Source organism: Burkholderia sp. IT-111MI5, assembly GCF_949752865.1.
In the GTDB taxonomy this organism is placed as follows: domain Bacteria; phylum Pseudomonadota; class Gammaproteobacteria; order Burkholderiales; family Burkholderiaceae; genus Burkholderia; species Burkholderia pyrrocinia_C.
Genome location: NZ_CATKIF010000022.1, coordinates 131886 through 157612, shown reverse-complemented (window position 1 = coordinate 157612; position 25727 = coordinate 131886). Strand labels below are relative to the sequence as shown.

29 protein-coding genes and 3 pseudogenes are annotated in these 25727 nt (G+C 66.8%); 16 read left to right on the top strand and 16 right to left on the bottom strand.

Annotated elements, in window-relative coordinates; translation table 11 throughout:
- Window positions 1-111 precede the first annotated feature (111 nt).
- From ACM6JT_RS19060 to ACM6JT_RS19035, 6 genes are all read right to left on the bottom strand, one after another.
- On the bottom strand, window positions 112-846 hold the full coding sequence (locus ACM6JT_RS19060; protein WP_414857202.1) for an immunity 52 family protein: 735 nt from the start codon (window positions 844-846) through the stop codon (window positions 112-114).
- Between the two features lie 5 nt (window positions 847-851).
- The gene (locus ACM6JT_RS19055) at window positions 852-1430 is read right to left on the bottom strand and encodes a restriction endonuclease fold toxin 5 domain-containing protein (RefSeq protein WP_243566824.1); all 579 of its coding nucleotides are present in this window, start codon (window positions 1428-1430) and stop codon (window positions 852-854) included.
- Window positions 1315-1794, bottom strand: coding sequence for a hypothetical protein (locus ACM6JT_RS19050; RefSeq protein WP_414857054.1), 480 nt, complete (start codon window positions 1792-1794; stop codon window positions 1315-1317). The genes ACM6JT_RS19055 and ACM6JT_RS19050 overlap by 116 nt, the downstream gene beginning before the upstream one ends.
- Complete coding sequence (locus ACM6JT_RS19045; protein WP_414857053.1) at window positions 1787-2290, bottom strand: DUF4123 domain-containing protein; 504 nt, start codon at window positions 2288-2290, stop codon at window positions 1787-1789. Before ACM6JT_RS19045 ends, ACM6JT_RS19050 begins: the two co-directional genes overlap by 8 nt.
- Window positions 2291-2293: 3 nt before the next feature.
- Window positions 2294-2710 (bottom strand): PAAR domain-containing protein, encoded by a 417-nt coding sequence (locus tag ACM6JT_RS19040; RefSeq protein ID WP_414857052.1) that lies wholly within the window; start codon window positions 2708-2710, stop codon window positions 2294-2296.
- Window positions 2711-2801: 91 nt separating this feature from the next.
- On the bottom strand, window positions 2802-3092 hold the full coding sequence (locus ACM6JT_RS19035; protein WP_243565782.1) for a hypothetical protein: 291 nt from the start codon (window positions 3090-3092) through the stop codon (window positions 2802-2804).
- Between the two features lie 413 nt (window positions 3093-3505).
- Here ACM6JT_RS19035 and ACM6JT_RS19030 point away from each other — a divergent pair, with 413 nt between their 5' ends.
- Together ACM6JT_RS19030 and ACM6JT_RS19025 are read left to right on the top strand one after the other, a co-directional pair.
- Window positions 3506-4576, top strand: coding sequence for a rhodanese-like domain-containing protein (locus ACM6JT_RS19030; protein WP_105391115.1), 1071 nt, complete (start codon window positions 3506-3508; stop codon window positions 4574-4576).
- A gap of 126 nt (window positions 4577-4702) precedes the next feature.
- Window positions 4703-5362 (top strand): glutathione S-transferase family protein, encoded by a 660-nt coding sequence (locus ACM6JT_RS19025; RefSeq protein ID WP_175749588.1) that lies wholly within the window; start codon window positions 4703-4705, stop codon window positions 5360-5362.
- A gap of 100 nt (window positions 5363-5462) precedes the next feature.
- On the opposite strand, the gene ACM6JT_RS19020 is transcribed toward ACM6JT_RS19025, so the two are convergent.
- From ACM6JT_RS19020 to ACM6JT_RS19010, 3 genes are all read right to left on the bottom strand, one after another.
- Complete coding sequence (locus tag ACM6JT_RS19020) at window positions 5463-6155, bottom strand: phosphatase PAP2 family protein (RefSeq protein WP_034181667.1); 693 nt, start codon at window positions 6153-6155, stop codon at window positions 5463-5465.
- A gap of 508 nt (window positions 6156-6663) precedes the next feature.
- Window positions 6664-7302 carry a 2-hydroxychromene-2-carboxylate isomerase gene (locus ACM6JT_RS19015; RefSeq protein ID WP_105391099.1) on the bottom strand — a complete coding sequence of 213 codons (639 nt, stop codon included), beginning with the start codon at window positions 7300-7302 and terminating at the stop codon, window positions 6664-6666.
- Window positions 7303-7485: 183 nt separating this feature from the next.
- Entirely contained in the window at window positions 7486-8316 is an 831-nt protein-coding gene (locus ACM6JT_RS19010; protein ID WP_414857051.1) for an IclR family transcriptional regulator, read from the bottom strand.
- Between the two features lie 172 nt (window positions 8317-8488).
- Here ACM6JT_RS19010 and ACM6JT_RS19005 point away from each other — a divergent pair, with 172 nt between their 5' ends.
- From ACM6JT_RS19005 to ACM6JT_RS18990, 4 genes are all read left to right on the top strand, one after another.
- Complete coding sequence (locus tag ACM6JT_RS19005; protein WP_175749586.1) at window positions 8489-9475, top strand: hydroxymethylglutaryl-CoA lyase; 987 nt, start codon at window positions 8489-8491, stop codon at window positions 9473-9475.
- Window positions 9472-10764, top strand: coding sequence for a CaiB/BaiF CoA transferase family protein (locus tag ACM6JT_RS19000; RefSeq protein WP_414857050.1), 1293 nt, complete (start codon window positions 9472-9474; stop codon window positions 10762-10764). Before ACM6JT_RS19005 ends, ACM6JT_RS19000 begins: the two co-directional genes overlap by 4 nt.
- 82 nt (window positions 10765-10846) lie before the next feature.
- The gene (locus tag ACM6JT_RS18995) at window positions 10847-12154 is read left to right on the top strand and encodes an MFS transporter (RefSeq protein ID WP_105391095.1); all 1308 of its coding nucleotides are present in this window, start codon (window positions 10847-10849) and stop codon (window positions 12152-12154) included.
- Window position 12155: 1 nt separating this feature from the next.
- A complete protein-coding gene (locus ACM6JT_RS18990; RefSeq protein ID WP_414857049.1) occupies window positions 12156-13286 on the top strand; it encodes an amidohydrolase family protein in 1131 nt (376 codons plus the stop codon).
- Window positions 13287-13313: 27 nt separating this feature from the next.
- Here the strand turns inward: ACM6JT_RS18990 and ACM6JT_RS18985 are convergent, their stop codons facing one another.
- The 5 genes and pseudogenes from ACM6JT_RS18985 to ACM6JT_RS18965 form a co-directional block, all read right to left on the bottom strand.
- Window positions 13314-13790, bottom strand: a complete 477-nt coding sequence (locus tag ACM6JT_RS18985; protein ID WP_034181826.1) for an SRPBCC family protein — start codon at window positions 13788-13790, stop codon at window positions 13314-13316.
- A 127-nt stretch (window positions 13791-13917) separates the two neighbouring features.
- Window positions 13918-14403, bottom strand: coding sequence for an SRPBCC family protein (locus ACM6JT_RS18980; RefSeq protein ID WP_414857048.1), 486 nt, complete (start codon window positions 14401-14403; stop codon window positions 13918-13920).
- Window positions 14375-14593 (bottom strand): annotated as a pseudogene (locus ACM6JT_RS18975) (transcriptional regulator); the annotation flags it as partial. The gene ACM6JT_RS18980 and the pseudogene ACM6JT_RS18975, both read right to left, overlap by 29 nt.
- Window positions 14594-14611: 18 nt before the next feature.
- Window positions 14612-14704 (bottom strand): annotated as a pseudogene (locus tag ACM6JT_RS18970) (hypothetical protein); the annotation flags it as partial.
- Window positions 14705-14830: 126 nt separating this feature from the next.
- Entirely contained in the window at window positions 14831-15202 is a 372-nt protein-coding gene (locus ACM6JT_RS18965) for an ArsR/SmtB family transcription factor (RefSeq protein WP_414857047.1), read from the bottom strand.
- On the opposite strand from ACM6JT_RS18965, the gene ACM6JT_RS18960 reads away from it, so the two are divergent.
- The 3 genes from ACM6JT_RS18960 (at window position 15201) to ACM6JT_RS18950 (ending at window position 17403) form a co-directional block, all read left to right on the top strand.
- A complete protein-coding gene (locus tag ACM6JT_RS18960; protein ID WP_105391093.1) occupies window positions 15201-15731 on the top strand; it encodes a GNAT family N-acetyltransferase in 531 nt (176 codons plus the stop codon). The genes ACM6JT_RS18965 and ACM6JT_RS18960 overlap by 2 nt on opposite strands.
- A 34-nt stretch (window positions 15732-15765) precedes the next feature.
- On the top strand, window positions 15766-16551 hold the full coding sequence (locus tag ACM6JT_RS18955) for a YhfC family intramembrane metalloprotease (RefSeq protein WP_414857046.1): 786 nt from the start codon (window positions 15766-15768) through the stop codon (window positions 16549-16551).
- Between the two features lie 273 nt (window positions 16552-16824).
- Window positions 16825-17403 carry a hypothetical protein gene (locus ACM6JT_RS18950; RefSeq protein WP_105391092.1) on the top strand — a complete coding sequence of 193 codons (579 nt, stop codon included), beginning with the start codon at window positions 16825-16827 and terminating at the stop codon, window positions 17401-17403.
- Window positions 17404-17453: 50 nt separating this feature from the next.
- Here ACM6JT_RS18950 and ACM6JT_RS18945 read toward each other — a convergent pair whose 3' ends face one another.
- A complete protein-coding gene (locus ACM6JT_RS18945) occupies window positions 17454-18038 on the bottom strand; it encodes a TetR/AcrR family transcriptional regulator (RefSeq protein WP_414857045.1) in 585 nt (194 codons plus the stop codon).
- 340 nt (window positions 18039-18378) lie between these two features.
- On the opposite strand from ACM6JT_RS18945, the gene ACM6JT_RS18940 reads away from it, so the two are divergent.
- Window positions 18379-19083 (top strand): SDR family oxidoreductase, encoded by a 705-nt coding sequence (locus ACM6JT_RS18940; protein ID WP_217590832.1) that lies wholly within the window; start codon window positions 18379-18381, stop codon window positions 19081-19083.
- Between the two features lie 46 nt (window positions 19084-19129).
- Here the strand turns inward: ACM6JT_RS18940 and fabV are convergent, their stop codons facing one another.
- Window positions 19130-20332 carry an enoyl-ACP reductase FabV gene (gene fabV / locus ACM6JT_RS18935; RefSeq protein ID WP_414857044.1) on the bottom strand — a complete coding sequence of 401 codons (1203 nt, stop codon included), beginning with the start codon at window positions 20330-20332 and terminating at the stop codon, window positions 19130-19132.
- Between the two features lie 160 nt (window positions 20333-20492).
- Here fabV and ACM6JT_RS18930 point away from each other — a divergent pair, with 160 nt between their 5' ends.
- From ACM6JT_RS18930 to ACM6JT_RS18905, 6 genes and pseudogenes are all read left to right on the top strand, one after another.
- Window positions 20493-21026, top strand: a complete 534-nt coding sequence (locus tag ACM6JT_RS18930) for a GbsR/MarR family transcriptional regulator (RefSeq protein WP_414857201.1) — start codon at window positions 20493-20495, stop codon at window positions 21024-21026.
- Window positions 21027-21114: 88 nt separating this feature from the next.
- Window positions 21115-22434: an SDR family oxidoreductase gene (locus ACM6JT_RS18925; RefSeq protein WP_414857043.1), complete on the top strand. Its 1320-nt coding sequence runs from the start codon at window positions 21115-21117 to the stop codon at window positions 22432-22434.
- Entirely contained in the window at window positions 22431-22901 is a 471-nt protein-coding gene (locus ACM6JT_RS18920) for a DUF2269 family protein (RefSeq protein ID WP_243565768.1), read from the top strand. Before ACM6JT_RS18925 ends, ACM6JT_RS18920 begins: the two co-directional genes overlap by 4 nt.
- An 81-nt stretch (window positions 22902-22982) precedes the next feature.
- Window positions 22983-23468: pseudogene (locus tag ACM6JT_RS18915) on the top strand (DUF393 domain-containing protein); the annotation flags it as partial.
- Entirely contained in the window at window positions 23465-24964 is a 1500-nt protein-coding gene (locus ACM6JT_RS18910) for a TIGR01777 family oxidoreductase (RefSeq protein WP_414857042.1), read from the top strand. The pseudogene ACM6JT_RS18915 and the gene ACM6JT_RS18910, both read left to right, overlap by 4 nt.
- 72 nt (window positions 24965-25036) lie before the next feature.
- Window positions 25037-25660: a glutathione S-transferase family protein gene (locus ACM6JT_RS18905; RefSeq protein ID WP_034181690.1), complete on the top strand. Its 624-nt coding sequence runs from the start codon at window positions 25037-25039 to the stop codon at window positions 25658-25660.
- Window positions 25661-25727 lie beyond the last annotated feature (67 nt).

Below are 25727 nucleotides of genomic sequence, written 5' to 3'. Positions count from 1 at the left end.
CATGTCGTGCCAGATGGTCGGGCGCAAGGTGCGCATACCGGAGAACCATGTCGTAGCTTGAGGCTGTCCTAACCGACGATGCCAGCGCGGACTCCCGCGCCGGCATCGTGCTTACAGATCAGCGAACGCGGGCAGAAGGTCCTGGTCGACGAGCCGAATCTCGATACGGTTTGCAATGTCGACGTGTTCGGAGTTGTCCACTGAAAAAACGGCATCTGGGACGCTCACAATGATCGTCCCGGTCTGCTTCCGACCGGCTTCGGGAACTGGAATCAATTCGCGTGCTTCCGGGACTTGCTGAGCCGTGAGGAGCTTCGGGAGATATAGCATCCAGCCAACGCCAGGCTTGTCATCAAACACCTGCCGGGGAAAATACTCTCGTGGTGAAACAGAGACGTACATCGGGTCATAAACCGAGACGATCGCGGCCACTATCTTGGCCGCCCCCTCATAGCTGTGCTCGTCCGCCGAGACTGCGCTCTGTGCCGGTAGCCCAATTTCTACCTCGCTGGGCCGCCTCTTCGCATCGATGCCTAACTTCAACCTCGCGCTGTTGGCCGCGTCCATCTGACCATTCCAGAAGCCAAATACTTTAGGAAGGTCCATCTTTTTTTCGTACCGTTGCGCCAAGACTGCCAAAACGGCTGTCGAAGGTATGCCGGGCGCTTCATACATGGGATACAGACGGGCTTCTTCCTCGGTATCCGCCTTCAGCCACCACTGCCCTAAACGTTCGTCCTCGCGTGACATGGCCTCAACCACCGGCCATAGACGGACAAGATGAGCCGCAAAATCGCCAGGCTGGGCGAAATCGGCAGGGCTACGAAATTGCGTAACTATTTCCATGTTTGTCAGGGCACCCATTCTGATTCGACGCGAAGACGGGCAAGCGGCGTTCTCATGTAGTTCCAAGTCCGCTCCGTCTGAAAATACCATTTCAACCTTGCAGGAGGATGATCGTCTACAACCGCGGCCTGAGCTCCAGCCTGCTCCTCCATGTCATCAAAGGTCTTGGTGTACGGTACATCGTCCTTCTTCAAGAACTGATCGTACTTTCCCTTCGCTTCTATCAACAAACAGCTTTCCGGTCGAAAGCCGTCGAAGTCGCGCTGCCAGACCCACTCCATGCTCCAGGCCTCTTCAACGCTATAGGGGAACCCCGTAATTCGGCCTTGATACTCTCGGGAGTTGTCACTCATGCTCCAGTTGCGGCGCTGCATGCTCCCCGCCTCAGGTGGGCACTTCTTGCAGCTCTCGCCCGTGCGCGGAATCGCCCGTACGTCCGGTTTTGCCTTGCTTTCGTCCTTTGGGGTATCACCCGACAGACTCCCAGTTCCCGCCACTGCCGCCCCGCCCAATAAGGCGACGCCAGCTCGCGCCAATACTGGTCCAAGCTCCACTGCCGCTGCTTCGATTATCGGTACTACCAATCCCGCCATTTCGAGATCCCCCGTTGTATTCCGGATGTTCGATGCGCCACTTGATGACGCGAAGGTAATCGTGAAAGCGTTCGTCGGCCGATCGGCCGGGGCGCGTTATCCATGCGCGCGTCGCAGGTTTCTCGTAAAACTTCGGTGCGTATGCCTCGATTCGAAGAAACGCCGCGATGTTCTCGTCGGACTGGATACCGAGCCGGCGAGCCTCGACGTATGCATTCCAGAGGCGCGCAGGCAGCGTGCTGTCGTCGGCTAGTTTCGGGTCCGCTATGACGAGATCCTGCCGGGTGCGTTCGACATATCCGCGCGCATCGATCTCGGCAAGGCCGGCGATCTGTTCGCTTGTCAGTTCAAGCATGCGGGTGTACTCCCCTTAGTTTTCCATTCACTTCGACGAGCCAGTTGAACGTCGGCACGAAGAACTGCATGCGCTGCGTTAATTCCATCAGCGACGCGACGTCGGCCATGATGCGGGCATCGTAGAAGCGGAGCAGGGCAGTGCGCCCGTCCGGCAAGCGTACGTCGAGGCGGTTGCGCAGCTCGTCGGCGAGCGATTCAATCGGAAATGCGCTGATTAGCCAGGACACGCCCGCGGAACTGTTGGCCATCGCAGAAAGCGTGCGGCGGGTATTGCCGGATGCGAGCTCGTAGTCGACTAGCCACGGTCCGGCATCGGCCAGCGACGAGTCGGGAGTGTTGTCGAACAAGGCGGCGGCCGACTGTGATCGTTGCGGGGATGAACCGTTGGCCGCGTTGGCGTAAAGAAGGCCGTCGACAAGCGCATACAGGTGCACTTGCATGGTCAACTGCTGTTGCCGCTTGAGGAAGAATGCTTCGATCGAATTTCCGGTCATGTGCTACCCGCGCGCGATCATCGTCGCGGCATTCTCGGCCGCAGTTTTCAGGCATTCGAGGCAGAGCGTGGGCGAGGGGGCAAGTGCCGCTGCAGTGGCTGAGACGGAAGCGACTGCGCCGCCAGTCGTCGCTTCACCTGATCCGATGTCGTCGAACGTCGCAGACGATTGCGAGGCGATCAGTGTCGCCCCGCACGCGGTCTTCATCCCCTCAATGGCGGTTTCTCGTCCATCAAAGGTGTGCGGGTATCGCCGCCCTGTGGCGGGTAGGATCGGAAAGACCCCCTTGCACTGCGGGCAAAGTACCTTGTGCCCGACACCGGCAATGGGTTTCCCGTCAATGGTTGCGGTCGCGGTGCCCTCCAGCACGCGGCCACCATGCGTCGTCGTGTCGCCGACGCAGATCATGGCTCGGGCCATATGTTCTCTCGTAGGTGTGGTTTTCGTATGAATTTACCATTTCCGGGGAGAGAGACCGGTCGTTGGCGATCTCGCAGTCAGTCAACTATTGTCAATCGAAGCGAGTGCCGTCGATCGTGCGACGAAGCTGGTCGAGTGCGAACAAGTCAGGGGGGCCGTTCTTCTTCAGTTCCAGTTCGGCGGCGCAGTCCATTTTTTCCATGAGCCGCATTGTTCGGCGCACATGGACTACTTCCAGCACAAACCGCTGCTCTAGCGTCAGCGTCCGATTTTTCTTGAAATTGGCCGAGCTCCACGCTTCGCGCAATTCAGAGCGGGCCTTTTTCGTGCTATTCGAGCCGAGATTCCGCTGATTGGGAACCTCGCGTCTCTGATGCGCCATTGGCTACCGCTGCGTTGCGTGTAGCGTCTGGAGTGGAACGGGGACGAGAACAGGCCGTAGTGTAAGGCAGCGCGCGCCGCCGTCCGGACGCGGCGAATCGTCCCGCCGCGCGTCATTCGTCGTCGGAATCGGTTGCCGCGTATGGGACGCCGGCGGCGCGTGCATTTTGATCTACGCTATATGGATGTGTGAAACGCGGCAGGTGCGATGCCGGTTGCCTGGCGTCGATGTCATCATGCCGACGCCGGTGCCGGACGACGATGCGTAGCAGACGCAGCCGCGAACTTCCGGGTCATGCGGCGCGGCAGGCATACGGACGGGGCGGCACTCGCATCCACTTGCCCGCGCGTCGACGACGCACGGCACGTGGTCCGCACAACACCAACCTGAACAGGCGACGGAGCAACTTCGCGATGATCTTCCGGCAACTTTTCGACCCGCAATCGTCGACATACACGTATCTGCTCGCCGACAGCGCGTCGCGCGAAGCGCTGCTGATCGACCCTGTATTCGAGCAGGTGCGCCGCGACGCGGCGCTGCTCGACGAGCTCGGATTGCGGCTCGTCGCGACCGTCGACACGCACGTGCATGCCGATCACGTGACGGGCGCATGGCTGCTGAAGCAGCGCACGGGCAGCGCGATCGCGATCTCGGCCGCGAGCGGCGCGCAGGGCGCCGACCGCTACCTGAACGACGGCGACCGCTGCGCATTCGGCTCGCGCTACCTGACCGTGCGCGCGACGCCCGGCCACACGAACGGCTGCATCAGCCTCGTGCTCGACGACGAATCGATGGCGTTCACCGGCGACTGCCTGCTGATCCGCGGCACGGGCCGCACCGACTTCCAGCAGGGCGACCCGCGCGCGCTGTATCGTGCGGTGCACGGCCGGCTCTTCACGTTGCCGGCCGCGTGCCTGCTGTATCCGGCGCACGACTATCGCGGGCTCACGGTGACGAGCGTCGGCGAGGAGCGGCGCTTCAATCCGCGCCTCGGCGGCGATCTCAGCGAAGACGATTTCGCCGGCTACATGCGCAACCTCGGGCTTGCGCACCCGCGCCAGATCGACGTCGCGGTGCCGGCGAACCTGCAGTGCGGCGTCGCCGCGAACGCACCCGCTGCGCAGGCATCGCCCGACTGGGCGCCGCTCGTCTATACGTTCGCCGGCTTCTGGGAAATCGATCCGCAATGGCTCGAGGATCATCTGCCGGCGGTGCAGGTCGTCGACGTGCGCGAACCGGACGAATTCACCGGCCCGCTCGGCCACCTGCCCGGCGCGATGCCGATTCCGCTCGGCGAACTGGCCGCACGCACCGGCGAGATCGCGCGCGACCGGCCGGTCGTGACCGTGTGCCGGGCCGGCGGGCGATCCGCGCAGGCGAACGTGATCCTGCAGAAAGCCGGCTTCGACACGGTCGCGAATCTCGGCGGCGGGATGCTGCGCTGGCGCGCCGAAGGGCGCGTCGTGATGGACGGCCGGTCGTAGCGCGTCGAGGCCGCGCAAAAAAAATTCCGGACCGATGTCGAAACGGCCGGTCGCCGTTCGTCGTCAAGGTATCCGAGATCATGTGGCGCCGCATGCCGCGGCGCCGATACCCTGAGAGGCCGCACGATGATGCCGACGCTTTACGCCCATCCGTTTTCGTCCTACTGCCAGAAAGTGCTGACCGCGCTGTACGAGAACGGCACGCCGTTCGAATATCGCGTGCTCGCGCACGACGATCCGAAGCCGATGCAGGAACTGACCGCGCTGTGGCCGCTGAAGCGTTTTCCGGTGCTGGTCGATGCGGGCCGCACCGTGGTCGAGGCGTCGATCATCATCGAGTATCTCGGCCTGAACCATCCGGGCCCCGTGCGCCTGCTGCCCGACGATCCGCACGCGGCGCTCGAGGTGCGGATGATGGATCGCTTCTTCGACAACTACGTATCGACGCCGCAGCAGAAGGTCGTGCACGACGCGCTGCGGCCGGAGGCCGAGCGCGATGCACGGGGTGTCGCCGATGCGCGCGCGATGCTTGAAACGTCATATGCGTGGCTGGACCAGAAGATAGCCGATCGCGAATGGGCGGCCGGCGACCGCTTCAGCCTCGCCGATTGCGGCGCGGCACCGTTCCTGTTCTACGCGGACTGGACGCACCGGATCGATCCGTCGTTCGCGAACGTGATCGCGTATCGGAAGCGTCTGCTTGCGCGGCCGTCGTTCGCGAGAGCGGTCGACGAGGCGCGGCCGTTTCGCTCGTTCTTTCCGCTCGGCGCGCCCGATCGAGATTGATTGGCGCGGCCGTCGCTCGGCGCGCAGCAGTCGCGCATGGCCGGCAGCGCGTGCCGGGGCGACGGAAAGAAAGCAGCGGCAGCATCGCGGCGCCCGCCCGTCACATCGTGTGCGTGGCCGACTGCGCGAGCGTCAGCAGTTCGTCGAACTGCGTGATCAACTCGAAGCACAGCAGGAACGCGAGCGTATAGGCCGGCGCGGGGAAGCGCCGGATCATCTCCAGCACCTGCGGCGCGAAGCGCGACCGGATCGCGTCGCGCGTCAGCAGCCACGCGATCGCGATGCCGATCGCGGCGCCCGCGATCAGGTCGGTCGGGTAGTGAAAGCCGAGATAGGCGCGCGGCACGCAGATGAACACGACGGAATACAGCAGCGCGAACACGCCGGCGCGGCGCGCGATGATGAAGATGCCGGTCGCGATCGCCATCCACAGCATCGCGTGATCGCTCGGAAACGAACTCCACGCCTGCAGCGTCGCCGCGCGCAGTTCGGCGGACGGGAAGTGCAGGTGCAGGTCGGGGTTGTAGATCGGCCGCACGCGGAACGGCAGCACCTGCGCGAGCAGCCGGCCGATCGCGAGCGCGATGAGCCCGCTCGCGACCGTCGCGATAACCAGTTCGCGTTGCCGCTCGCGGTTCGGGCCCGGCTGGAACCACAACCAGCACAGCACGGGAATGAGCACGAAGCCCTTGAACGTGTACAGGCCGGCGATTACGCGGATCGCGTGATTCATCAGCGGGCCGAACGTCACGTGGGTGAGGAAGATCTGGATCGTGGTGTCGAAATTGTTCATGTTCTGTGACCCCGGCGGGCGCGCAGCGCATGACGTGCGGCCGGCAGGATCTGGAAGCGCGCTCGTACCGGAGCGCAACGGGGGGCAAGTATGTCACCCGTTATTTCGAAGAAAATGCAAAAAAATACCGGGAATCCCCTGATAAAACGGGGCTGCGCGGTGGGGCCGGATGGCGGAGTGCCGAGCGGCGGGGCACGGTAGAATCGTCCGATGTTTGTGTGTCGATGCGCGCGATCGCCGGAAAAATAATTTGTTGAACTGGACAATTCTGCAGGCCGGTGCGGACCTTGCGCCGGAAGAACGAATGCGGGTGATGCCCTGTGCGAATCTGTCAGGCCACGCAGCACGATGCATGCGCCGGTCGAAAATAAAAAGAAAAGGCGGGCAAGCCCTGTGGGCCTGCCTTGGCTGCGCGATGCGCTCGTGCAGCCTCGCGATGATGCGCGAGGCCGTGCCGGGGCTCGTCGAAGGGCGCGAAGTGTGACCCCGGGCGGCGCGGGCTGCGTCGTCAGCCGCGCCGGATTCCTTCGGGCAGCGCGCTGATGCGGCGCACCTCGGGCGAGTCGAGCCACGCGCGGGACGTAGCGCAGTCGGCGAACATGTCGGTCGCATCCTCGCCCCAGAACAGGTCGCCGTCGAGTTCGAAAGTCGGCACGCCGAATACGCCGAGCGCGATCGCACGATCGGTGTTCGCGCGCAGCGCGTCCTTCACCGGCTGTGCTTCGACGGCCGTTACGCCCTCGGGAAAACCGACGGCTTCGCACAGAGCGGCGAAGCCTTCCGGCGTCGACACGTCATGACCGTCGCGCCAGATATGCCGGAAGATCCGCCGGATCGCATCGAGCGAACTGCCCATCGCGATCGCGAGGCGCAGCGGCTTGATCGGGTTGAACGGGTGGGCCGGCGGCATCCGGAACGGGATGCCGAGCTTGTCCGCGCGATATTGCGCGTGGCGATAGGTGAAGACGCGTTTCGCCGCAATCTCCGCCGGCGCTTTCTGGCCCCAGTGCGCGAGCAGCGCGCCGAGCACGATCGGCCGCGGCTCGAACGCCGCGGCGGGCGGCAACCGGTCGAACTGTTCCTGCTGCAGGTAGGCGAACGGCGAAACGAAATCGAAATACCAGGTGGCGGTGCGCGCGGCGTTCATGGCGGATGTCTCCTCGTGCGGGGCCGATCGAGGGTCGGGTCGTCGCGTGCCGGCCAGGCGGCGCGCGATGTGGGGTGCAGCGAGTGTCGCACGCGGTGGCGTTTTGCGTTGTTGCGCGGCGGACGAGCGATTGCCGCGAACGAGATTCGCCGCAATCGCGCGGGAGCGGCCGCGCGTCGCCGGCTACGGTTGCGCGCTGTCGCCCGGCGTCGGCACTGACGCCGACGCGAGCCGCGCGAGACTGTCGCGCACGGCGGCCGCGTCGTAGCGTGCGCCTGCGCCGCCGAGTGCGACGGTCGCCTTCTGCGCGAGCGGCAGCAGTATCGCGAGTGCCGCCGCCATCGTCGGCGCGGCGGCGAGCCGCGATTTCGGGCCCGACACGGTCAGCGCGCCGACGCATGCGCCGGCAGCATCGAACACGGGGGCGGACGCCGACGCCGTCTCGGGGTCGCGCTCGCCGTACGACGCGGCCCACAGTCGTTCGCGCACGTCGTTCCAGCGTGCGTCCTGCGTGTCGGTGAACGCCAGCAGCACCTTCCCGGACGCGCCCTGGCCAACCGGAAACTCCTCGCCGACGCGAATCGACACGCGCACTGCGCGTGCGGGCTCGACGCGGTAGAGCACCGAACGCATGTCGCCCTGGCGCACATAGAACGACGCGGTTTCCCCGAGTTCGCGGCTCAGCGTCTCGAGCAGCGGCTCGACCACCGGGCCGACCCGGAACGAGCGCTGGTACAGCGCGGCGAGCCGCAGCGGCTCGTGCCCGACCGCGTACTGGCCGTCGTCGAGCTTGCGCATGAAGCCGCCATGTTCGAGCGCGGCGAGCAGACGCAGGATCGTGCTCTTGTACAGCCCGGTGCGGCGCGACAGCTCAGCGAGCGACAGCCGGTCGTCGGTCGGCCCGAATGCACGGAGGATCGCGAACGCGCGATCGAGCACGGCGACGCCGCTGGAGGCTTCCTCGGCCGCCGAATCGGGCCCGTCGCCGGCGTGATCTGCTTGAGTCGTAGGCACTGCCTGCTTCCTTCGGATGATGGTCGGTCGACTATATCGTTCTGTCTGGCAGAACTCAAGTTCCAGAAAATCGCAATTTTGCGGGTATACCCCGCTTACAGCCCATTCGGCACGCGCCTAAAGTTCTATCAAGCAGAACAATGTTCTTTCAGATAGAACGATGAGGTATCGAATGAGCGTTTCCGAATATCCGAAGGTGCTGGTCAGCGAGGTCGGGCCGCGCGATGGCCTGCAGAGCATCAGGACCGTGATGCCGACGGCCGGCAAGCTGCGCTGGATCACCGCGCTGGCCGCGGCCGGCCTGCGCGAGATCGAGGTGGGGTCGTTCGTGCCGGCCACGCTGTTGCCGCAGATGGCCGATGTGCGCGAAGTCGTCGCGCATGCGCTGGCGATTCCCGGGCTGCACGTCGCCGCACTTGCGCCGAACCTGCGTGGCGCCGAGGGCGCATTCGACGCGGGCGTGCACAAGCTGACGCTGCCGGTATCGGTGACGGAAGCGCATTCGCTGGCGAACATCCGCAAGACGCCCGCGCAGATGATCGACGAGGTGCGCACGATCGTCGCGCTGCGCGATGCGCGGTTTCCGTCGGTGCAGATCGAGGCGGGCGTGTCGGTCGCGTTCGGCTGCACGATCGCGGGCGCCGTCAGCGACGACGAGACGATCGCGATGGCCGTCGCGATGGCCGAGTGCGGCGTCGACGAAATCGGGCTGTCCGATACGAGCGGTTATGCGAACCCGGCGCAGGTGCGCCGGCTGTTTGCGCGCCTGCGACGCGAAGTCGGCGACAAGGCGGGCGGCGCGCATTTCCACAACACGCGCGGGCAGGGGCTTGCGAACGTCGTCGCGGCGCTCGACGCGGGCGTGACGACGATCGACGCGAGCCAGGGCGGCCTCGGCGGCTGCCCGTATGCGCCGGGTGCGACCGGCAACATCGTTACCGAGGATCTCGTGTTCCTGCTCGAATCGATGGGAATCGACACGGGCGTCGACGTCGACGCGCTGCTCGCCGCGCGCGCGATCCTGCACGACGCGCTGCCGTCCGAGGCGCTGTACGGCCACGTGCCGGACGCCGGGTTGCCGAAAGGCTTCCGCTATGCGGACGGCCGCGCTCCGACGGCCGCTCAACCGGAAGGATGCCTGACGGGAGTCGCGCAATGAACGGCCGGCTACCTGCTGCGGCACTGCCATACCAAGGCGTGCGCGTGATCGAGATGACGCACATGGTGATGGGCCCGACCTGCGGCATGCTGCTCGCGGATCTCGGCGCGGAAGTCATCAAGATCGAACCGATCGCGGGCGACAGCACGCGTGCGCTGCGCGGCTCCGGCGCGGGCTTCTTCGGGATGTTCAACCGCAACAAGAAGAGTCTCGCGGTCGACGTGAAGGATCCGCGCGGGCTGGAAATCGTGCTGCGGCTCGTCGGAACGGCGGACGTCTTCAGCGAGAACTTCAAGAGCGGCACGATGGACCGGCTCGGCCTCGGTTATCCCGCGCTGTCCTCGCTGAATCTGCGCATCGTGTACGTGTCGCACAAGGGCTTCCTGCCGGGGCCGTACGAGCATCGCACCGCGCTCGACGAAGTCGTGCAGATGATGGGCGGCCTGGCCTACATGACGGGCCCCGAGGGCCGGCCGCTGCGCGCGGGCTCGAGCGTGAACGACATCATGGGCGGCATGTTCGGCGCGATCGGCGCGATGGCCGCGCTCGCGCAGCGCGAGCGTACCGGCCGCGGCCAGCAGGTGCAGAGTTCGCTGTTCGAGAACAACGTGTTCCTCGTCGCGCAGCACATGATGCAGTTCGCGGTGACGGGGCAGGCCGCGTCGCCGATGCCGAGCCGGATTTCCGCGTGGGCCGTCTACGACGTGTTCCCCGTGAAGGACGGCGAGCAGATCTTTCTCGCGGTCGTGTCGGATACGCAGTGGGCGCTGTTCTGCGATGCGTTCGGCTTTGCGGCGCTGAAGGACGATCCGCGCCTCGCGACCAACAACCTGCGCGTGCAGGCGCGCGAGTGGCTGCTGCCCGAACTGCGCTCGCGGCTCGCGCCGCATTCGGCCGCGGAGATCGGCGCGATCTTCGAATCGATCGGCCTGCCGTACGCGCCGATCACGAAGCCGCAGGACCTGTTCGACGATCCGCATCTGCTGGCGACCGGCGGCCTCGAAGCGGTGACGCTGCCGGCCGACGCGAGCTGCGCAGGCCGGCCGGTCGACACACGCACCGCGCTGCTGCCGCTGACGCTCGCGGGCGAGCGGCTGCGGCTGCGCTCGGCGCCGCCCGCGCTCGGCCAGGACACGCACGCGCTGCTCGGCGAGCTCGGTTATGCGCCGGACGACGCGCGTGCGCTGATCGAAGCGGGCGTCGTCGCAGGACAGTACGGCGCGGACGGTGCAGCGCACGGCGACGGGCCGGGCGGCGCGCCTTCGCCGAACGAAGTGGCGAGCGCATAGCGCGGCCGCGATTCATCGAACGAACAAAGGCACCCGGCCGCGCAACGCGCGGGCGCGGATTGCCGCATCCACGGAGACAACCATGACATCCGCTTCCCCGGCGCTGGCCGCCGATCGCGAGACCGACGCGTCGGTCGAGCAACGGGCCGTGCGCAAGGCCGCATGGCGTTTCATCCCGCTGCTCGCGCTGGCTTACTTCTTCAACTACCTCGATCGCACGAGCGTCGGGTTCGCGGCGCTCACGATGAACCGCGATCTCGGGCTGACCGCGACGCAGTTCGGCTGGGGCGCGGGGATCATGTTCGCGGGCTACTGCGTGTTCGAGGTGCCGAGCAATCTCGCGCTGTACCGTTTCGGCGCGCGCCGCTGGCTTGCCCGCATCATGATCACGTGGGGGTTGATGGCGGCCGCGACCGCGCTCGCGACCGGGCCGACGAGCTTCTACGCGATCCGGCTGCTGCTGGGCATCGGCGAGGCCGGGTTCTTTCCGGGCGTGATCTTCTTCCTCGCCGTGTGGTTTCCGGCGAGCTACCGCACGCGTGTGCTCGCATGGTTCACCGTGTCGACGCCGCTGTCGTCGCTGATCGGCGGCCCGTTGTCGACGTGGCTGCTGCAGCTCGACGGCGCGCTCGGGCTTGCCGGCTGGAAGTGGATGTTCATCGTCGAAGGGCTGCCTGCGTGCGCGCTCGGTTTTATCGTGCTGAAGCTGCTGTCCGATTCGCCGGCGGATGCCGCGTGGCTGTCGGACGACGAGCGTACCGCGCTGCAGCGCGCGTTCGAGCGCGAAGGCGCGGCCGCCGGACGGAAGAAGCAATTCGGCGTCGCGCTGCGCGACGTGCGCGTGTACGTGCTCGCGCTGATCTCGTTCGGCTTCACGATGGGTTCGTACGGGATCGGCATCTGGCTGCCGCAGATGCTGAAGGCGCACGGCATGTCGACGATGCAGACCGGCTGGTTGTCCGCCGTGCCGTACTTCTTCGCGACGGTCGCGCTGCTGTGGTGGGCGAAGCGTGTGGATCGTCGCGGCGGCCCTGTCGCGAACCTCGCAATCGGGCTGTTCATCGGCGCGGTGGCGCTCGGCGTGTCGACGCATTTCCTGACGCTCGGCCCCGCGCTCGTCGGCATCACGCTCGCGCTGATCGGCACGATTGCCGGCCGCACGATCTTCTACACGCTGCCTTCGCGCTTCCTGTCCGGCCAGGCCGCGGCCGGCGGGCTCGCGCTGATCAACTCGATCGGCGCGCTCGGCGGCTTCGCGGGCCCCTATCTCGTCGGCTACCTGAAGGACAGCTTCGGCACCTTCACGGCCGGCATGCTCGGCCTCGCGATTGTCCTCGCGATCACGACGCTGCTCACGTTGTCGCTGTACGCGTTCGACCGGAGCGAATGACATGGACTCGACGATTTCGATCAAGCGACGCCGGCTGCTCGGCGCGGCCGCCGCGTCGCTCGCGCTGCCCGTGTTCGCCGATACGCCCGCACCGGCCCACGATGGAGCTTCCCGCATGACGACGCAAGGCAACTATCTCGCGGTCCGTCCCGACTGGCTCGCGTCGGCGCTCGAACCCGCGCTCGAGCCCGACCTGCCGATCGTCGACGCGCATCATCATTTCTATGAACGGCCGGGCTGGATCTACATGCTCGACGACTATCTGCAGGACGCGCGCTCGGGCCACAACATCCAGGCGTCCGTCTACATGCAGGCGCAGACGCGCTATCGCGATTCCGGCCCCACCGAACTGAAGCCGGTAGGCGAGACGGCCTATGTCGCCGGCGTGACCGAGCCGCTGCAGCACGGCCGTCCGGCCGTCGCGAAAGGCATCGTCGGCCACGCGGACCTGCGGCTCGGCGAACGCGTGCGCGACGTGCTGGAAGCGCATCTCGAAGCGGGGCGCGGGCGGTTTCGCGGGGTTCGGCACCTGACCACGTGGGATGCCGATCCGACGCTCGCGAATCCGCTGTCGGCGGTGCCGCGCGGGCTGCTGCTCGATTCCGCGTACCGGGCCGGCGTCGCGCAGCTCGCGCCGCTCGGGCTATCGTATGACGCGTGGCTGTTCTTTCCGCAACTGCCCGAGCTGTTCGATCTTGCGAAGGCGAACCCCGATACGCGGATCGTCGTCAATCACTGCGGCGGCGTCGTGCGGATCGCCAGTTATGCAGACAAGCGGCCCGAGGTGTTCGAGCGCTGGCGGGCGTCGATGCGCACGCTCGCGCAACTGCCGAACGTGTACGTGAAAGTCGGCGGGCTCGGGATGCGCATCAACGGGTTCGATTTCGAGAAGGGCGCGCGGCCGCCGTCTTCCGCGCAGCTCGCCGACGCGTGGAAGCCGTGGATGCTGACCTGTATCGAAGCATTCGGCGCGGAGCGCTGCATGTTCGAGAGCAATTTCCCGGTCGACAAGGGTTCGTATTCGTACGTGAACGGCTGGAACGCGTTCAAGCGGCTGACCGCGCATGCGAGCCCGGACGAGCGCGATGCGCTGTTCCGCGGCACGGTCACGCGCGCTTACCGGCTCGGCTGACGCGCGTCACGGCATGCCCGCGCGTGCTCACCCTGCCTCGACCAGCGCCGCGAGCTTCGCCAGCGCCATGCGCCAGCCGGTCTCGTTGTCGGCGACCGGCACGCCGGGCGGTATCCCGTCGTGCACGGCGTCCACGCGCGTGCCGTCCGCTTCGTCGGACAGCGTGATCGTGATCGTCATTGCGCCGCGCAGCATCGGATCGTCGGTCTCGAACACGTCGATCTCGACGATCTGCTGGTCCGGCACGAGCGTGACGAAGCGGCCGTGGTAGGTATCGGTGCGCGCGGTGGTCTTGCCGGTGTCGGCCGACGGCGCGTCGTAGCTCAGCGACACGCGCAGCGCGCCGCCTTCGCGCGCGTCGTACGCATGCACGCGGCACGTCATGCCGTCGGGCACCTTCCATTGCTCGACCGCGTGCGGATCGAGCAGCGCGCGGTAGACGCGTCCGCGCGGTGCGTTCAGGTGCCGGCTGACCCGGGTCGAATGCGTGTGCGTATGCAACATGTCGCCTCCCGCGGAGCGCGCGCGACGGTGCACGCCGGATGCCGGCGTGTCGTCGTGCTTCCTTCAGGAATCGTAGGCGCGGGCGGGGCGGCTTGCAATGACCGCGCACTCGCCCGCATTCAGCCGTTCAGCGCAGCGTGGCCGCGAATGCGTCGAGTTGCGTGATGCAGGCGTTCCAGCCCTCGAAGAAGCCGAGCGCTTCGTGGCGCTCGCGCGTCGCGGCATCCGGATGCATCACGCGCGCCTCGTAGCGGCTGCCCGCAGCGTCGTCGGCCATCGCAATGATCGCCGTGAAGCCCAGCCACGGCACTTGCGGCCGCCAGCCGCCGGTAAGCATCGACGTGAACGCGATGCGCGCTTCTGGCACGATTTCGAGGAAGCAGCCGGGATTGTCGCTCGTGCCGCCATCGGGGCCGCGCATGAACGTATGGAAGGCGCCGCCCGGCCGCAGGTCGAACGCGCGCACCTCGGTGGTCCACGGCTTCGGGCACCACCATTGCCTGAGCAGTTCGGGGTCGGTCCACGCACGCCACAGCGCGTGGCGCGGCGCGTGCAGCGTGCGCGTGATGACGAGATCGTGGGCTTCAGCGGGTTCGACGTGGCTTGCTGACATCTTGCTCCTCCTGGTGACGGCGTTCGACGAATTCGACGAGACGATCGGATCGCGCTTCCCACAGCGCGCGCTGCGCGGCGAGCCATTCCTCGGCCTCGGTCAGCCGGCTGGCGACCAGCGCGCAGGTGCGCGAGCGGCCGGTTTTCCGGGTCTGGACGAGGCCGCTGCGCTCGAGCACGGCGACATGCTTCTTGACGTCCTCCTCCGTCTAAAGGCGGAGGATTCCCACACCTGGCGATGCACGTCCGCATCGGAGAATGTTCAATGCAGCGTTGATATCGCGATCATGCTCGACACCGCAGTTCGGCTCTGTTTGTTAAGCAGTCCGTTGAGCGACTTCACCTGGTAGCGGTAGACAAGAATCATACCGGTGATGCTAACCCGTGGAAGAAGCGGCCTGTCAACAGCACTCCTTTCTTTCCCACCATCAATGGCCGGGTTTACCGGAGCAAATCCTGACGAACGATGGCAGCGCGGTGTCGAACGGCGCTGCCAGTTCAGAGATGGTGCGCCCGCCGCCGCCGAGTGCGCTGACTATCGCCCAGCGTGTCGGATCGGCCAGTGCTTGGAATACGTCGTCGATACCGGGTTGAAAGTTTGCCATGCGGCGAAGCAAAGGCGATGCAGCGGGAATTTTCGTCGCGTACGATGATGGGGCGGTAACATGCGCCGACCGGGCGCCGCGTTGCCGAAAGCCTGCCGCCGTCGCGTGAGCCGCGACGATCGGCCGGTGTTCCTTTTGATCCAGGCATACGCCGCGCTCACGCGGTGCGGCACGCCTGACCACCGGAGATGGCATGACCGAACCTGCTACCGTCCGCCGCGTCGGCGCGAGCGATGCGAGGGCCTGCGTCGATGCGCTGGCCGACGTGCTGATCGATTGCGTCGAGGGCGGCGCGTCCGTCAGCTTCATGTTGCCGATCGAGCGGCCGACCGCCGTCGCATTCTGGACGCGCGTGGCCGACGGCGTGGAGAACGGTGAACGCATCCTGCTCGTCGCCGAGGACGCCGAAGGCCGGATCGTCGGCACCGTGCAGGTCGTGACCGCGCAGCCCGAGAACCAGCCGCATCGCGCGGATATCGCGAAGATGCTGGTGTCGCGGCACGCGCGCCGGCGGGGCGTCGCCGCGCGGCTGATGGCGGCGGCCGACGCGGCCGCGCGCGACGCCGGCAAGACCGTGCTCGTGCTCGACACCGTGACGGGCGGCGACGCCGAGCGGCTGTACGAGCGGGCCGGCTGGCTGCGCGTCGGCGTCGTGCCGAACTATGCGCTGATGCCCGACGGCGCGCTCTGCGCGACGACGTTTTTCCACAAGCAGCTCGCGTAGCGGTGCGCGTTGGCGCCGCTCATCGGCATCCGCCATGCATCCCGTCGCACCGGCTCTCCTGTTCGTCGCGCTCGCGGCCGGTGTCGTCGCGTTGCTTGCGCCTGTGTTGTTCGCGGTCGCGTGGCGACGTCGCACGCAGGTACCGTTGCGCGTGTTTTTCTACGGCATGCTGACCTTCTTCGTGTTCCAGCCGGTGCTGCGCATGTCGTGGCAGGTTCCGCTGTACCGCTGGCTCGCTCACGACCCGCGCTGGCATGTGCCGATGCTGGTGTTCGCGGCGCTGACTGCCGGGCTTTTCGAGGAATTCGGGCGCTGGGTCGCGTTCCGGTATCTGCTGCCGAAGCGGCGCGACGCACAGACGGCCGTGATGCTCGGGCTCGGGCACGGCGGGCTGGAGGCGATGCTGCTGGTCGGCGTCGGGTTTCTCGCGCTCGGCACGGGCTACCTGCTCGCGCACGCGGGCGTCGTCGTGCCTGAGGGCGTGCAGTCGCTGATCGGGTCGCAGTTCGCGGGCATGACGCTCGCGTCGCCGTTTCTCGCGCTGCTCGAACGCACGAGTGCGCTGGCCGCGCATGTCGGGCTGTCGCTGATCGTGCTGCAGGCATTCGTACGCGGCGCGAAGCGCTGGCTCGCGTATGCGATCGCGATCCATTTCATGTTCGACCTCGTCGCCGTGCTGCTGACGCGGTACTGGCATGTCGATACCGTGCTGGTCGAGGCGCTCCTGTTCGCGTGCAGCGCCGCGATCCTGTGGCGGGCCATTCGCTGGAGCCGGTGGGAGAAAGGCGCCAGCGACGCGCGCACCGGCCACGCCGCGTGACGCGCGTCGCCCGTTTCGGCCGTGCGGCGTGGTTCGGTCGCCGGATCGTGGGCCCGTCCCCGGTTCGCCGCCGGCTGGCGAGGCTCAAGGTCATGCCAGCCGTGACGATGGCGATGCCGGCGAGCGCCGGGGCGTGTCCCCGGTCGCGCTGAGAGTCGAGAGCCGGGCGGCGCCTGAAGCCGGTCAGAAAGAAAAGCAGGGCCGGCAACCATGCCGGTCCGATATATTCACGCAGGTAGAACTCCAACAAAACGCCACGGAACCGCCGCCTCGATGAAACGCTCGCATGTCGCTTTCGCCCTCACGGGCCTGCTCGTCGCACTGCCGATTGCCGCGTACGCGCTCGTCAAGCCGTTGCGCATCGTCGCGCCCGCGCTGATCCCCGGCGTGTCCTGCCCACGCGCCGACATCTGCACGGACGATGCAGCGAAGCTCGGCGACGCACAGCAGCTCTATCGCGACGGCTATGCGCGCGCGGCGGCGGCCGTCGGCGGGTTCCGCGCCGCGCCGCGCGTCGTGTTCTGTTCGACGCGCGCGTGCGCCGACGCATTCGGCCTCGGCCAGCGCGCGGCGCTGACGCTCGGCAATTTCGGCGTGGCCGTGGCGCCGCGCGGCTGGCAGACCTACTTTCTCGCGCACGAGCTGATCCATCACCGCCAGGCCGAAGTGCTCGGCAACCTGGCCGTCGCGACCAAGCCGCGCTGGCTGATCGAAGGGATGGCGTATTCGCTCAGCGAAGATCCGCGCCATCCGCTGACGGAGCCGTTCGAATCGTGGCGCACGCGTTTCGATGCGTGGCATGCGGCGCTGGGCGGGCAGCCGCTGTGGGATGCCGCGCGGGCGGTCGAATAGCGCAGGAACGCAGGAACGCACGAACGCACGAACGCACGAAGCGCGCTTCGTTACACCGGCGCAACCCGACCGCCGCGTCCGTCGATGAGCGCATCCCGTCCCGCGTCGAGAATCTCGTCGGCCAGCGCGGGATCGGTGCCGGCGATCGCGCGCGACAGCACGAGCGCGCCGACCATCTGGCTGAAGACCGCGAGCGCGTCGCGACGCGTCTGCTCCGGCGTTGCGCCTTCGGTCGCCACCATCCGTTCCAGCCGGTCGAGATACACGGCGAGGCCGTGCGCGTAGCACGCGCGCGCCGCCTCGGTCAGTCGCGGCGCATCGCCCGCGAAGCCGGACAGCGGGCACCCGGCCTCGACATTGTCGCGATGCGCCGCCGACAGATACGACGCCACCTGCGCGGCGAGACTGCCGGCGTTCGGCGAATCCGCGCGGTCCTGCATCGCCTTTTCCATCACCTCGGCGACCAGCGCATCCTTCGACTTGAAGTGGTTGTAGAAGCCGCCCTGCGTGAAGCCGGCTTCCTTCATCAGCTCCGTCAGTCCCACGGCGTCGACGCCGCGTACGCGGAACAGCCGCTCGGCGGCCGCGACGATCGCGCTCCGGTTCTCGGCAGCCTGCTGTCTTGACACGCCCATCGATCCCTCCCCGATTCTGCTGATCGCGTCGATTGAAAAACACAATGGCGATCACAATTGACATGCCCGGGTGGCGCGAACACAATGCACCGCAAAGACAATGGTGATCGACATTGATATCGAGTGTAGCCGACTTGGCGGGCAGTGCGAAGCCACGGCCGGAACGCGGATGGAAGTTGGTCGAGGTCTTTGGCGCCGCAGGGTGACGGGCAGCGGACGGCTCGCCGTCTGCCTCCGGCGGCGCAGCGATTCGGTACGCAATGGCAGCCTCGTTTTCCACCGGATCTCACGCGCGCGACGAGCCGGCGCGCAGGCGATTCATCATGTGAAAGGAACGATCATGAAGATCGAAGGTGCAGTCGTTTTCGTGACAGGTGCAAACCGCGGGCTCGGGCTCGAGTTTGCGAAGCAGGCGCTCGCGAGAGGCGCGCGGAAGGTCTATGCGGCGGCGCGTGATCCGGCCACCGTGACGCTGCCGGGCGTCGTGCCCGTGAAGCTCGACGTGACCGATCCGGCGGCCGTCGCCGCGGCGGCCGACGCGGCGCGCGACGTCACGCTGCTGATCAACAACGCAGGCATTGCGCGGCTCGGCAGCCTGACGGACGACGGCGCGCCCGACGCGCTGCGCGATCACTTCGAAACCAACGTGTTCGGGATGCTGGCGATGTCGCGGGCGTTTGCTGAAACCCTCGCCAGCCATGGCGGCGGCGCGATCCTGAACATCCTGTCGGTCGCGAGTTGGGTGAACCGGCCGATCCTGTCGGGCTACGGCGTGTCGAAATCGGCCGCGTGGGCGCTGACCAACGGGCTGCGCCATTCGCTGCGCGAACAGCACACGCAGGTCGTCGGGCTGCATGCCGGCTTCATCGACACCGACCTGACGCGCGGCCTCGACGTGCCGAAGGCCACGCCGGACGACGTCGTGCGCCAGGCCTACGACGCGATCGAAGCGGGTGCGGAGGAAGTGTCGACCGACGAGTTCACGCGGCAGGTGAAGGCCACGCTGTCGTCGGGCGTCTATCTGGAAGAACCGGCGCCGCGTTGATGCCGCCGGGAAGTTCGACCCGCCGCCCGCGCGGCGGGTCCGGCCGTCAGACCGTCGTGTCGATGATGCCCGGGATCTTCACGTCCGGGTTCACGTCCGCGTCGTAGTCGACGCCGGCGATCTCGAAGCCGAACAGCCGCAGGAAGTCGGTCTTGTAGCCGGCGAAGTCGGTCAGCTCGTACAGGTTCTCGTTCGTCACCCGGTCCCACAGCGCGACGACCTTCGCCTGCACCTGCGGATCGAGTTCCTTGTAGTCCGCGCGCAGGCGGCCTTCTTCGTCGATATGCGGCGTCGTGCCGTACAGGCTGTCCTTGAGGAGCCCGTACACCTGCTCGATGCAGCCTTCGTGCGTGCCGGTTTCCTTCATCACCTTGAACAGCAGCGACAGGTACAGCGGCATCATCGGGATCGCCGAGCTGGCCTGCGTGACGACGGCCTTCAGCACCGACACGCGTGCGTCGCCGCCGTGCGCGGCCAGCTTGTCGCGGATCGACAGCACCTTCTTGTCGAGATCCTTCTTTGCTTCGCCGATCGAGCCGTTCCAGTAGATGTCGTGCGTGATCTGTTCGCCGAGATACGTGAACGCGGTCGTCTTCGCGCCGTCGGCCAGCACGCCGGCTTCATCCAGCGCGTCGATCCACATCTGCCAGTCCTCGCCGCCCATCACGGCGACGGTGCCGTCGATCTCTTCCTGCGTGGCGGCCTCGAGCACGGTGTCCTGGATCACTTCCTTGTCGGTGTTGATCCCGCGGAACGACACCGACTTGCCGATCGGCTTGAGCGTCGAGCTGATCGTTTCGCCCGTCTTCGGGTGCGTGCGGCGCGGCGCCGCGAGGCTGTAGACGACGAGATCGACCTTGCCCAGATCCTGCTTGATGGTGTCGATCGTGACCTGCTTGACCTTGTCCGAGAATGCGTCGCCGTTGATGCTGCGCGCATAGAGCCCCTTTTCGGCGGCGAATTTCTCGAACGCGGCGCTGTTGTACCAGCCGGCCGTGCCGGGCTTCGATTCGCTGCCGGCGCGCTCGAAGAACACGCCGAGCGTGTCCGCGCCCGAGCCGAATGCGGCCGAGATCCGGGCGGCGAGGCCGTAGCCGGTCGACGCGCCGATCACGAGCACCTTCTTCGGGCCGTTGGCGATCGGGCCGTGCGAAGTCACGTAGTCGATCTGTTCCTTGACGTTGGCTTCGCAGCCGACGGGATGAGTCGTCACGCAGATGAAGCCACGCACGCGCGGTTTGATGATCATGGAAACCTCTTGTCAGAAAGGCGGAAACGGCCTGAAATCGGAAAAATCCCGCGCATTGTAAAGGAAGCGGCCGATCGCGGGCGCACGCGGCCGGAAGGTGCCGGATCATCCGGTTATTTCTCTCTTGACAGAAATAACTGAAATGAATAAATTTCCGGACATGGAACTCACACCGATTGCCGAACGATTCATTCTCCACTGGGGCGAAATGGGCTCGCGGTGGGGCGTCAACCGAACCGTCTCGCAGATTCACGCGCTGCTCTACCTGGCCGGCCGGCCGGTCGCGGCCGACGAGATCGCCGAGACGCTCAACGTCGCGCGCTCCAACGTCAGCACGAGCCTGAAGGAGCTTCAGGCGTGGCGGCTCGCGAAGGTCGTGCACGTGCTGGGCGACCGCCGCGACCATTTCGAGACGTCGACCGACATCTGGGAACTGTTCAAGCTGATCGTCGAAGGGCGGCGGCAGCGCGAGATCGAGCCGACGCTCACGGTGCTGCGCGATTGCCTGACGAGCTCGGAGATCGCCAACGAGAGCCGCGAGACCGAACAGCGCATCCGCGACACGCTGCAGTTCGTCGAGACGCTGACGACCTGGTCGGACGAGATGCTGCGGCTCAAGCCCGATACGCTGATGAAGGCGCTCGGCATCGGCGCGAAGATCAGCCAGACGGTCAGGCGCAAGTCGCCGAAGTAAGCGGTAGCGGAAGTGCGGGCAGGCAGCCCGCTTTTTTCGGGGTTGTTATTTCTGTCTATACAGAAATAACTGTAAAGAGAGGATGGAAATGAACGCAGTCTTGCCGTCTACCTGCCAGAGCGACCGCACCGGGGAACGCAGCATGACCGTCCTCGTTTGCGGCGCGAACGGCTTCATCGGGCGGGCACTGTGCGCGCAACTCGAAGCCGGCGGCCATTGCGTGCTGCGCGGCGTGCGCGATGCGGCCGGCCCGCGCGACGTCGGGATCGACTTCGCGAAGGACGTCGATCCCGACGCGTGGCTGGCGCGGCTGGAGGGCGTTGACGTGGTGATCAATGCGGTCGGCATCCTCGCCGATCGACGCGGCGCGACGCTCGACGCCGTGCATTGCGCCGCGCCGTGCGCGCTTTTCACCGCGTGCTGCCGTGCGCGCGTGCGGCGCGTGATCCAGATCTCGGCGCTCGGTGTCGAGCGCGGCGATACGCGGTACTTCGCGAGCAAGCACGCAGCCGACCGCTTCCTGCAGACGCTGCCGATCGACTCCCGGATCGTGCGTCCCGCGCTGGTCTACGGCGCGGCCGGTACGTCGGCGCGGTTTTTCCGGATGCTCGCGAGCCTGCCCGTGCATGTATTGCCGGCGGGCGGCCATCAGCGGCTGCGCCCCGTGCATGTCGACGATCTCGCCGAACTCGTCGCGCGGCTGGTGGCGCAGTCGTTTGATTCGCCGGCGGCCGGCAACCAGGTGATCGACGTGGTCGGCAACGACGAAGTCGAATACCGCGAGATGCTGGCCCGCTACCGCGCCGCGCTGGGGTTTCCGCCGGCCGCCGGCGTGACGCTGCCGGGCCCGCTGGTCGGCGCGGCGGCCGCGCTGCTCGGCATGCTGCCGGGCGCGATGTTGACGCGCGACACGTGGACGATGCTGCGCGGCGGAAACACCGGCGATCCGGCGGCCGCGACTGCCGTGCTCGGCCGGCTGCCGCGCGGCATCGGCGGTTTCATCGGCGCGGACGCGGCCGCGCTGCGGAACGACGCGCTCGCGATGTGGCGGCGCCCGTTGCTGCTGGGTGCACTCGCGATCGTGTGGATCTGGACGGCCATCGCAAGCGCGTTCATTCATCCGCTGCACGCGAGCCTCGCGTTGCTTGCGCATGCGCACCTGACGGGGCTGCCTGCGCTGGTCGCGCTCTATGCGGCAAGCGCGCTGGATTTCGCGTTCGGCATCGCGACCGTCGCCGCGCCGTCGCGCCGCCTGTGGGTTGCACAAGCCGTGCTGATCGTCGCGTATTCGGCCGTCATCGCGGTCACGATGCCGGGCCTGCTGGCCGAACCGTTCGGCCCCGTGCTCAAGAACGTGCCGATTCTCGCGATCCTGTTGATCCTGTTTTCAGAAGAAGAACACGCATGAATACCTATCTCGTCGTCAAGGCGCTGCATATCCTGTCCTCGGTGCTGCTGGTCGGCACGGGGTTCGGCACCGCGTTTTATCTGTTCTTCGCGAACCGCACGCGCTCGGTGCCCGCGATCGCGGCCGTGTCGCGGCTCGTGGTGCGCGCGGACTGGTGGTTCACGACACCGGCCGTGATCTTCCAGCCGGCGTCCGGGCTGTGGCTCGCGCATACGGCCGGCTGGCCATGGCATACGCCGTGGCTCGTCGCGTCGATCGTGCTGTATGCGATCGCCGGCGCGTGCTGGCTGCCGGTCGTGTGGCTGCAAGTCGAACTCGCCGCGATGGCGAAGCTCGCTTACGTGAACGGCGACGCCGCGTTGCCGGAGCGCTACTGGCGCTATGCGAAGCGCTGGGAGCTGCTCGGCTATCCGGCGTTCTTCGCGATGTTGTCCGTCTACTTCCTGATGGTGCTCAAGCCGGCGTAAGTGCGTCGTGTCTGAAAACAGTGGACCGATCGATTCATGATGTTTTCGGTAAAGGAAGGAGTACAGATCATGAGCATCAGGGAAGGGGGGCCGACCATCGGCGACGTTGCAGGACGCGTCGCACCTCGGCCTGCGTCCGACAACGCGCGCCGCATCGTCGTGCGCTGGATGTATGCCGCGGCGATCGTCCACCTGCTCGTCGGCATGGCCGTTCCATGGCTTGCCGGTGCACCGTTCGTCGATGCGTATCACCGCGGCATCGAGCTGCATTTCTGGGCCGGTGCGGCACCGGAACCGGCGCGTGCGCAGCAGATATGGTGGATGTCGCTGATCGGCGCGACGGTGCAGTGCGCGTCGGTCTGGATGCTCGCGCTCGTCCACCTCGGCAACCGGTTGCGCAGGCGGGAAACGTGGGGATGGCTGCTGGCCGGCGTGTTGATCTGGGCGCCGCAGGACATGCTGTTTTCATTGCAGGCCCGTGTATGGGGCCACGTGGCGATCGACGCGGCCGCACTCGTCGCGATGATTCCGCCGCTTGTCTGGCTGTTGACGAGGGATACCGCATGAACACCTTGCCTGCCTTCGACTGGGCGCTGAACCTGCTGATCGTGCAGGGCGCGATGGGCGCATTCGATACGCTTTATCACCACGAACTCACGCAGGACCTGCCGCACAGCCCGCGCGCACGGCTCGAGCTGGCGATTCATGCGGTGCGTTCCGTGCTCTACGGCCTCGTGTTCGCATCGATCGCGAACGTCGCGTTTCACGGCGCCTGGGTCGCGGCGATCGCGGCGGTGGTGCTCGTCGAAGTGGTGCTGACGTTGTGGGATTTCGTCGTCGAGGACCAAAGTCGCAAGCTGTCGGCGACCGAGCGCGTGCTGCACACGCTGCTGGCCGTCAACGGCGGCGCGCTGTTCGGGATGCTCGCGATGCAACTGGCCGTCTGGGCGCACGAAGCGACCGCGCTGCACGCGCTCGATCTCGGCTGGCGCGGCTGGCTGCTCAGCCTGTTCGCCGTCGGCGTGACGGTATCGGGTATCCGTGACGGGATTGCCGCGTGCCGGATCGCGCGACACGCTCCGGTCGCCAATCCGTTCGCGGGACAGCCGCCCGGCAACGTGCTCGTCACCGGCGGGACCGGCTTTATCGGCGAAACCCTCGTGAACCAACTGCTCGATGCGGGGCATACGGTCACGTTGCTGGCGCGCGATCCGCTGCGCGCGGCCTACCAGTTCCAGGGCCGCGTGCGCAGCGTGACGTCCGTCGAACAGTTGCAGCCGCACGAGCGCTTCGACACGGTCGTCAATCTCGCGGGGGCGCCGGTGTTGGGCGCACGCTGGAGCAAGCGTAGGCGGGCGCTGCTGCTCGCCAGCCGCGTCGGCGTCACGCAGTCGCTGATGCGCTGGGTCGAGACCGCCGAGGTCAAGCCGCGTACGTGGATCCAGGCATCCGCGATCGGCTACTACGGCGTGCGTCCGGCCGACGAACGGCTCGATGAGCGCAGCAGCGCCGGCACTGGCTTCATGTCCGAGCTGTGCCGGCAATGGGAGCTGTCCGCGCAGCCGCTCGAGCACCATGGGGTGCGCGCGGTGGTGCTGCGGCTGGGCGTCGTGTTCGGCCCCGGCGGCGCGTTGCGCCCGATGCTGCTGCCGCATTACTTCGGGATTGGCGGGCGCTTCGGCGACGGCGCGCAGGTCATGAGCTGGATTCACCGGGACGACGTACTGCGGATCGTCGCGCGCGCGATGTCGAACGCGGGCATGCACGGCGTCTACAACGCGGTGGCGCCCGGGGCATTGACCCAGCGCGAGTTCGTGCAGGTCGTGACGAAGGTGCTGCGCCGCCCCGCATGGCTGCACGTGCCGGCCGCGCCGCTGCGCTGCGCGATGGGCGAGATGGCCGAGCTGCTGCTGGACGGGCAGCGGGTGATGCCGGCGCGGCTGCATCAGGACGGCTTCATGTTCCGGTTCCCGACGGCGGAGCACGCGCTGCGCGACCTGACGAACCGGCCGCACGCCGATTTCGCGGGCCCGGCCTGTTGTTTTCCGCAACGTCGTGTATAAATTCGACGTGACCGCGTTCGGGACGTGTCGTGCGTCCCGAACGCTCCGCATCCGACCTCACAAGGAGACTGCATGCTGCACATCCTCGGCAAGATCCCGTCCATCAACGTCCGCAAGGTGCTGTGGCTGTGCACCGAGCTGAACCTGCCGTTCGAACAGGAAGACTGGGGTGCGGGCTTTCGCACGACCAACGATCCGGACTATCTCGCACTGAATCCGAACGCGCTCGTGCCCGTCATCAAGGACGACGATTTCGTGCTCTGGGAATCGAACACGATCATCCGCTACCTCGCGAACCGCTATGGCGGCGACGCGCTCTATCCGGCCGAGCCGCAGGCGCGCGCGCGGGTCGATCAATGGATCGACTGGCAGGGCGCGGACCTGAACCGTTCGTGGGTGGGCGCGTTCCTCGGCCTCGTGCGGAAATCGCCCGATCATCAGGACCCGGACGCCATCGCGCAGTCGATCGCGGGCTGGACGAAGCACATGCGCGTGCTGAACGCGCAGCTCGAATCGACCGGCGCGTTCGTGGCCGGCGGCACCTTCACGCTCGCGGACATTCCGATCGGCCTGTCGGTGAACCGCTGGTTCGGCACGCCGTTCGAGCATCCGGATTTCCCGGCGGTGTCGCGCTATATCGAGCGTCTCGCGACGCGCGAAGGCTTCAAGACCTACGCCGGCAGCGCGAATCCGTGACGCGTCGCAGGTAGCGCGCGCGGCGCGGCGGCGTTGCAATCGCCGCCGCGTCATCGCCGGCGTGCAT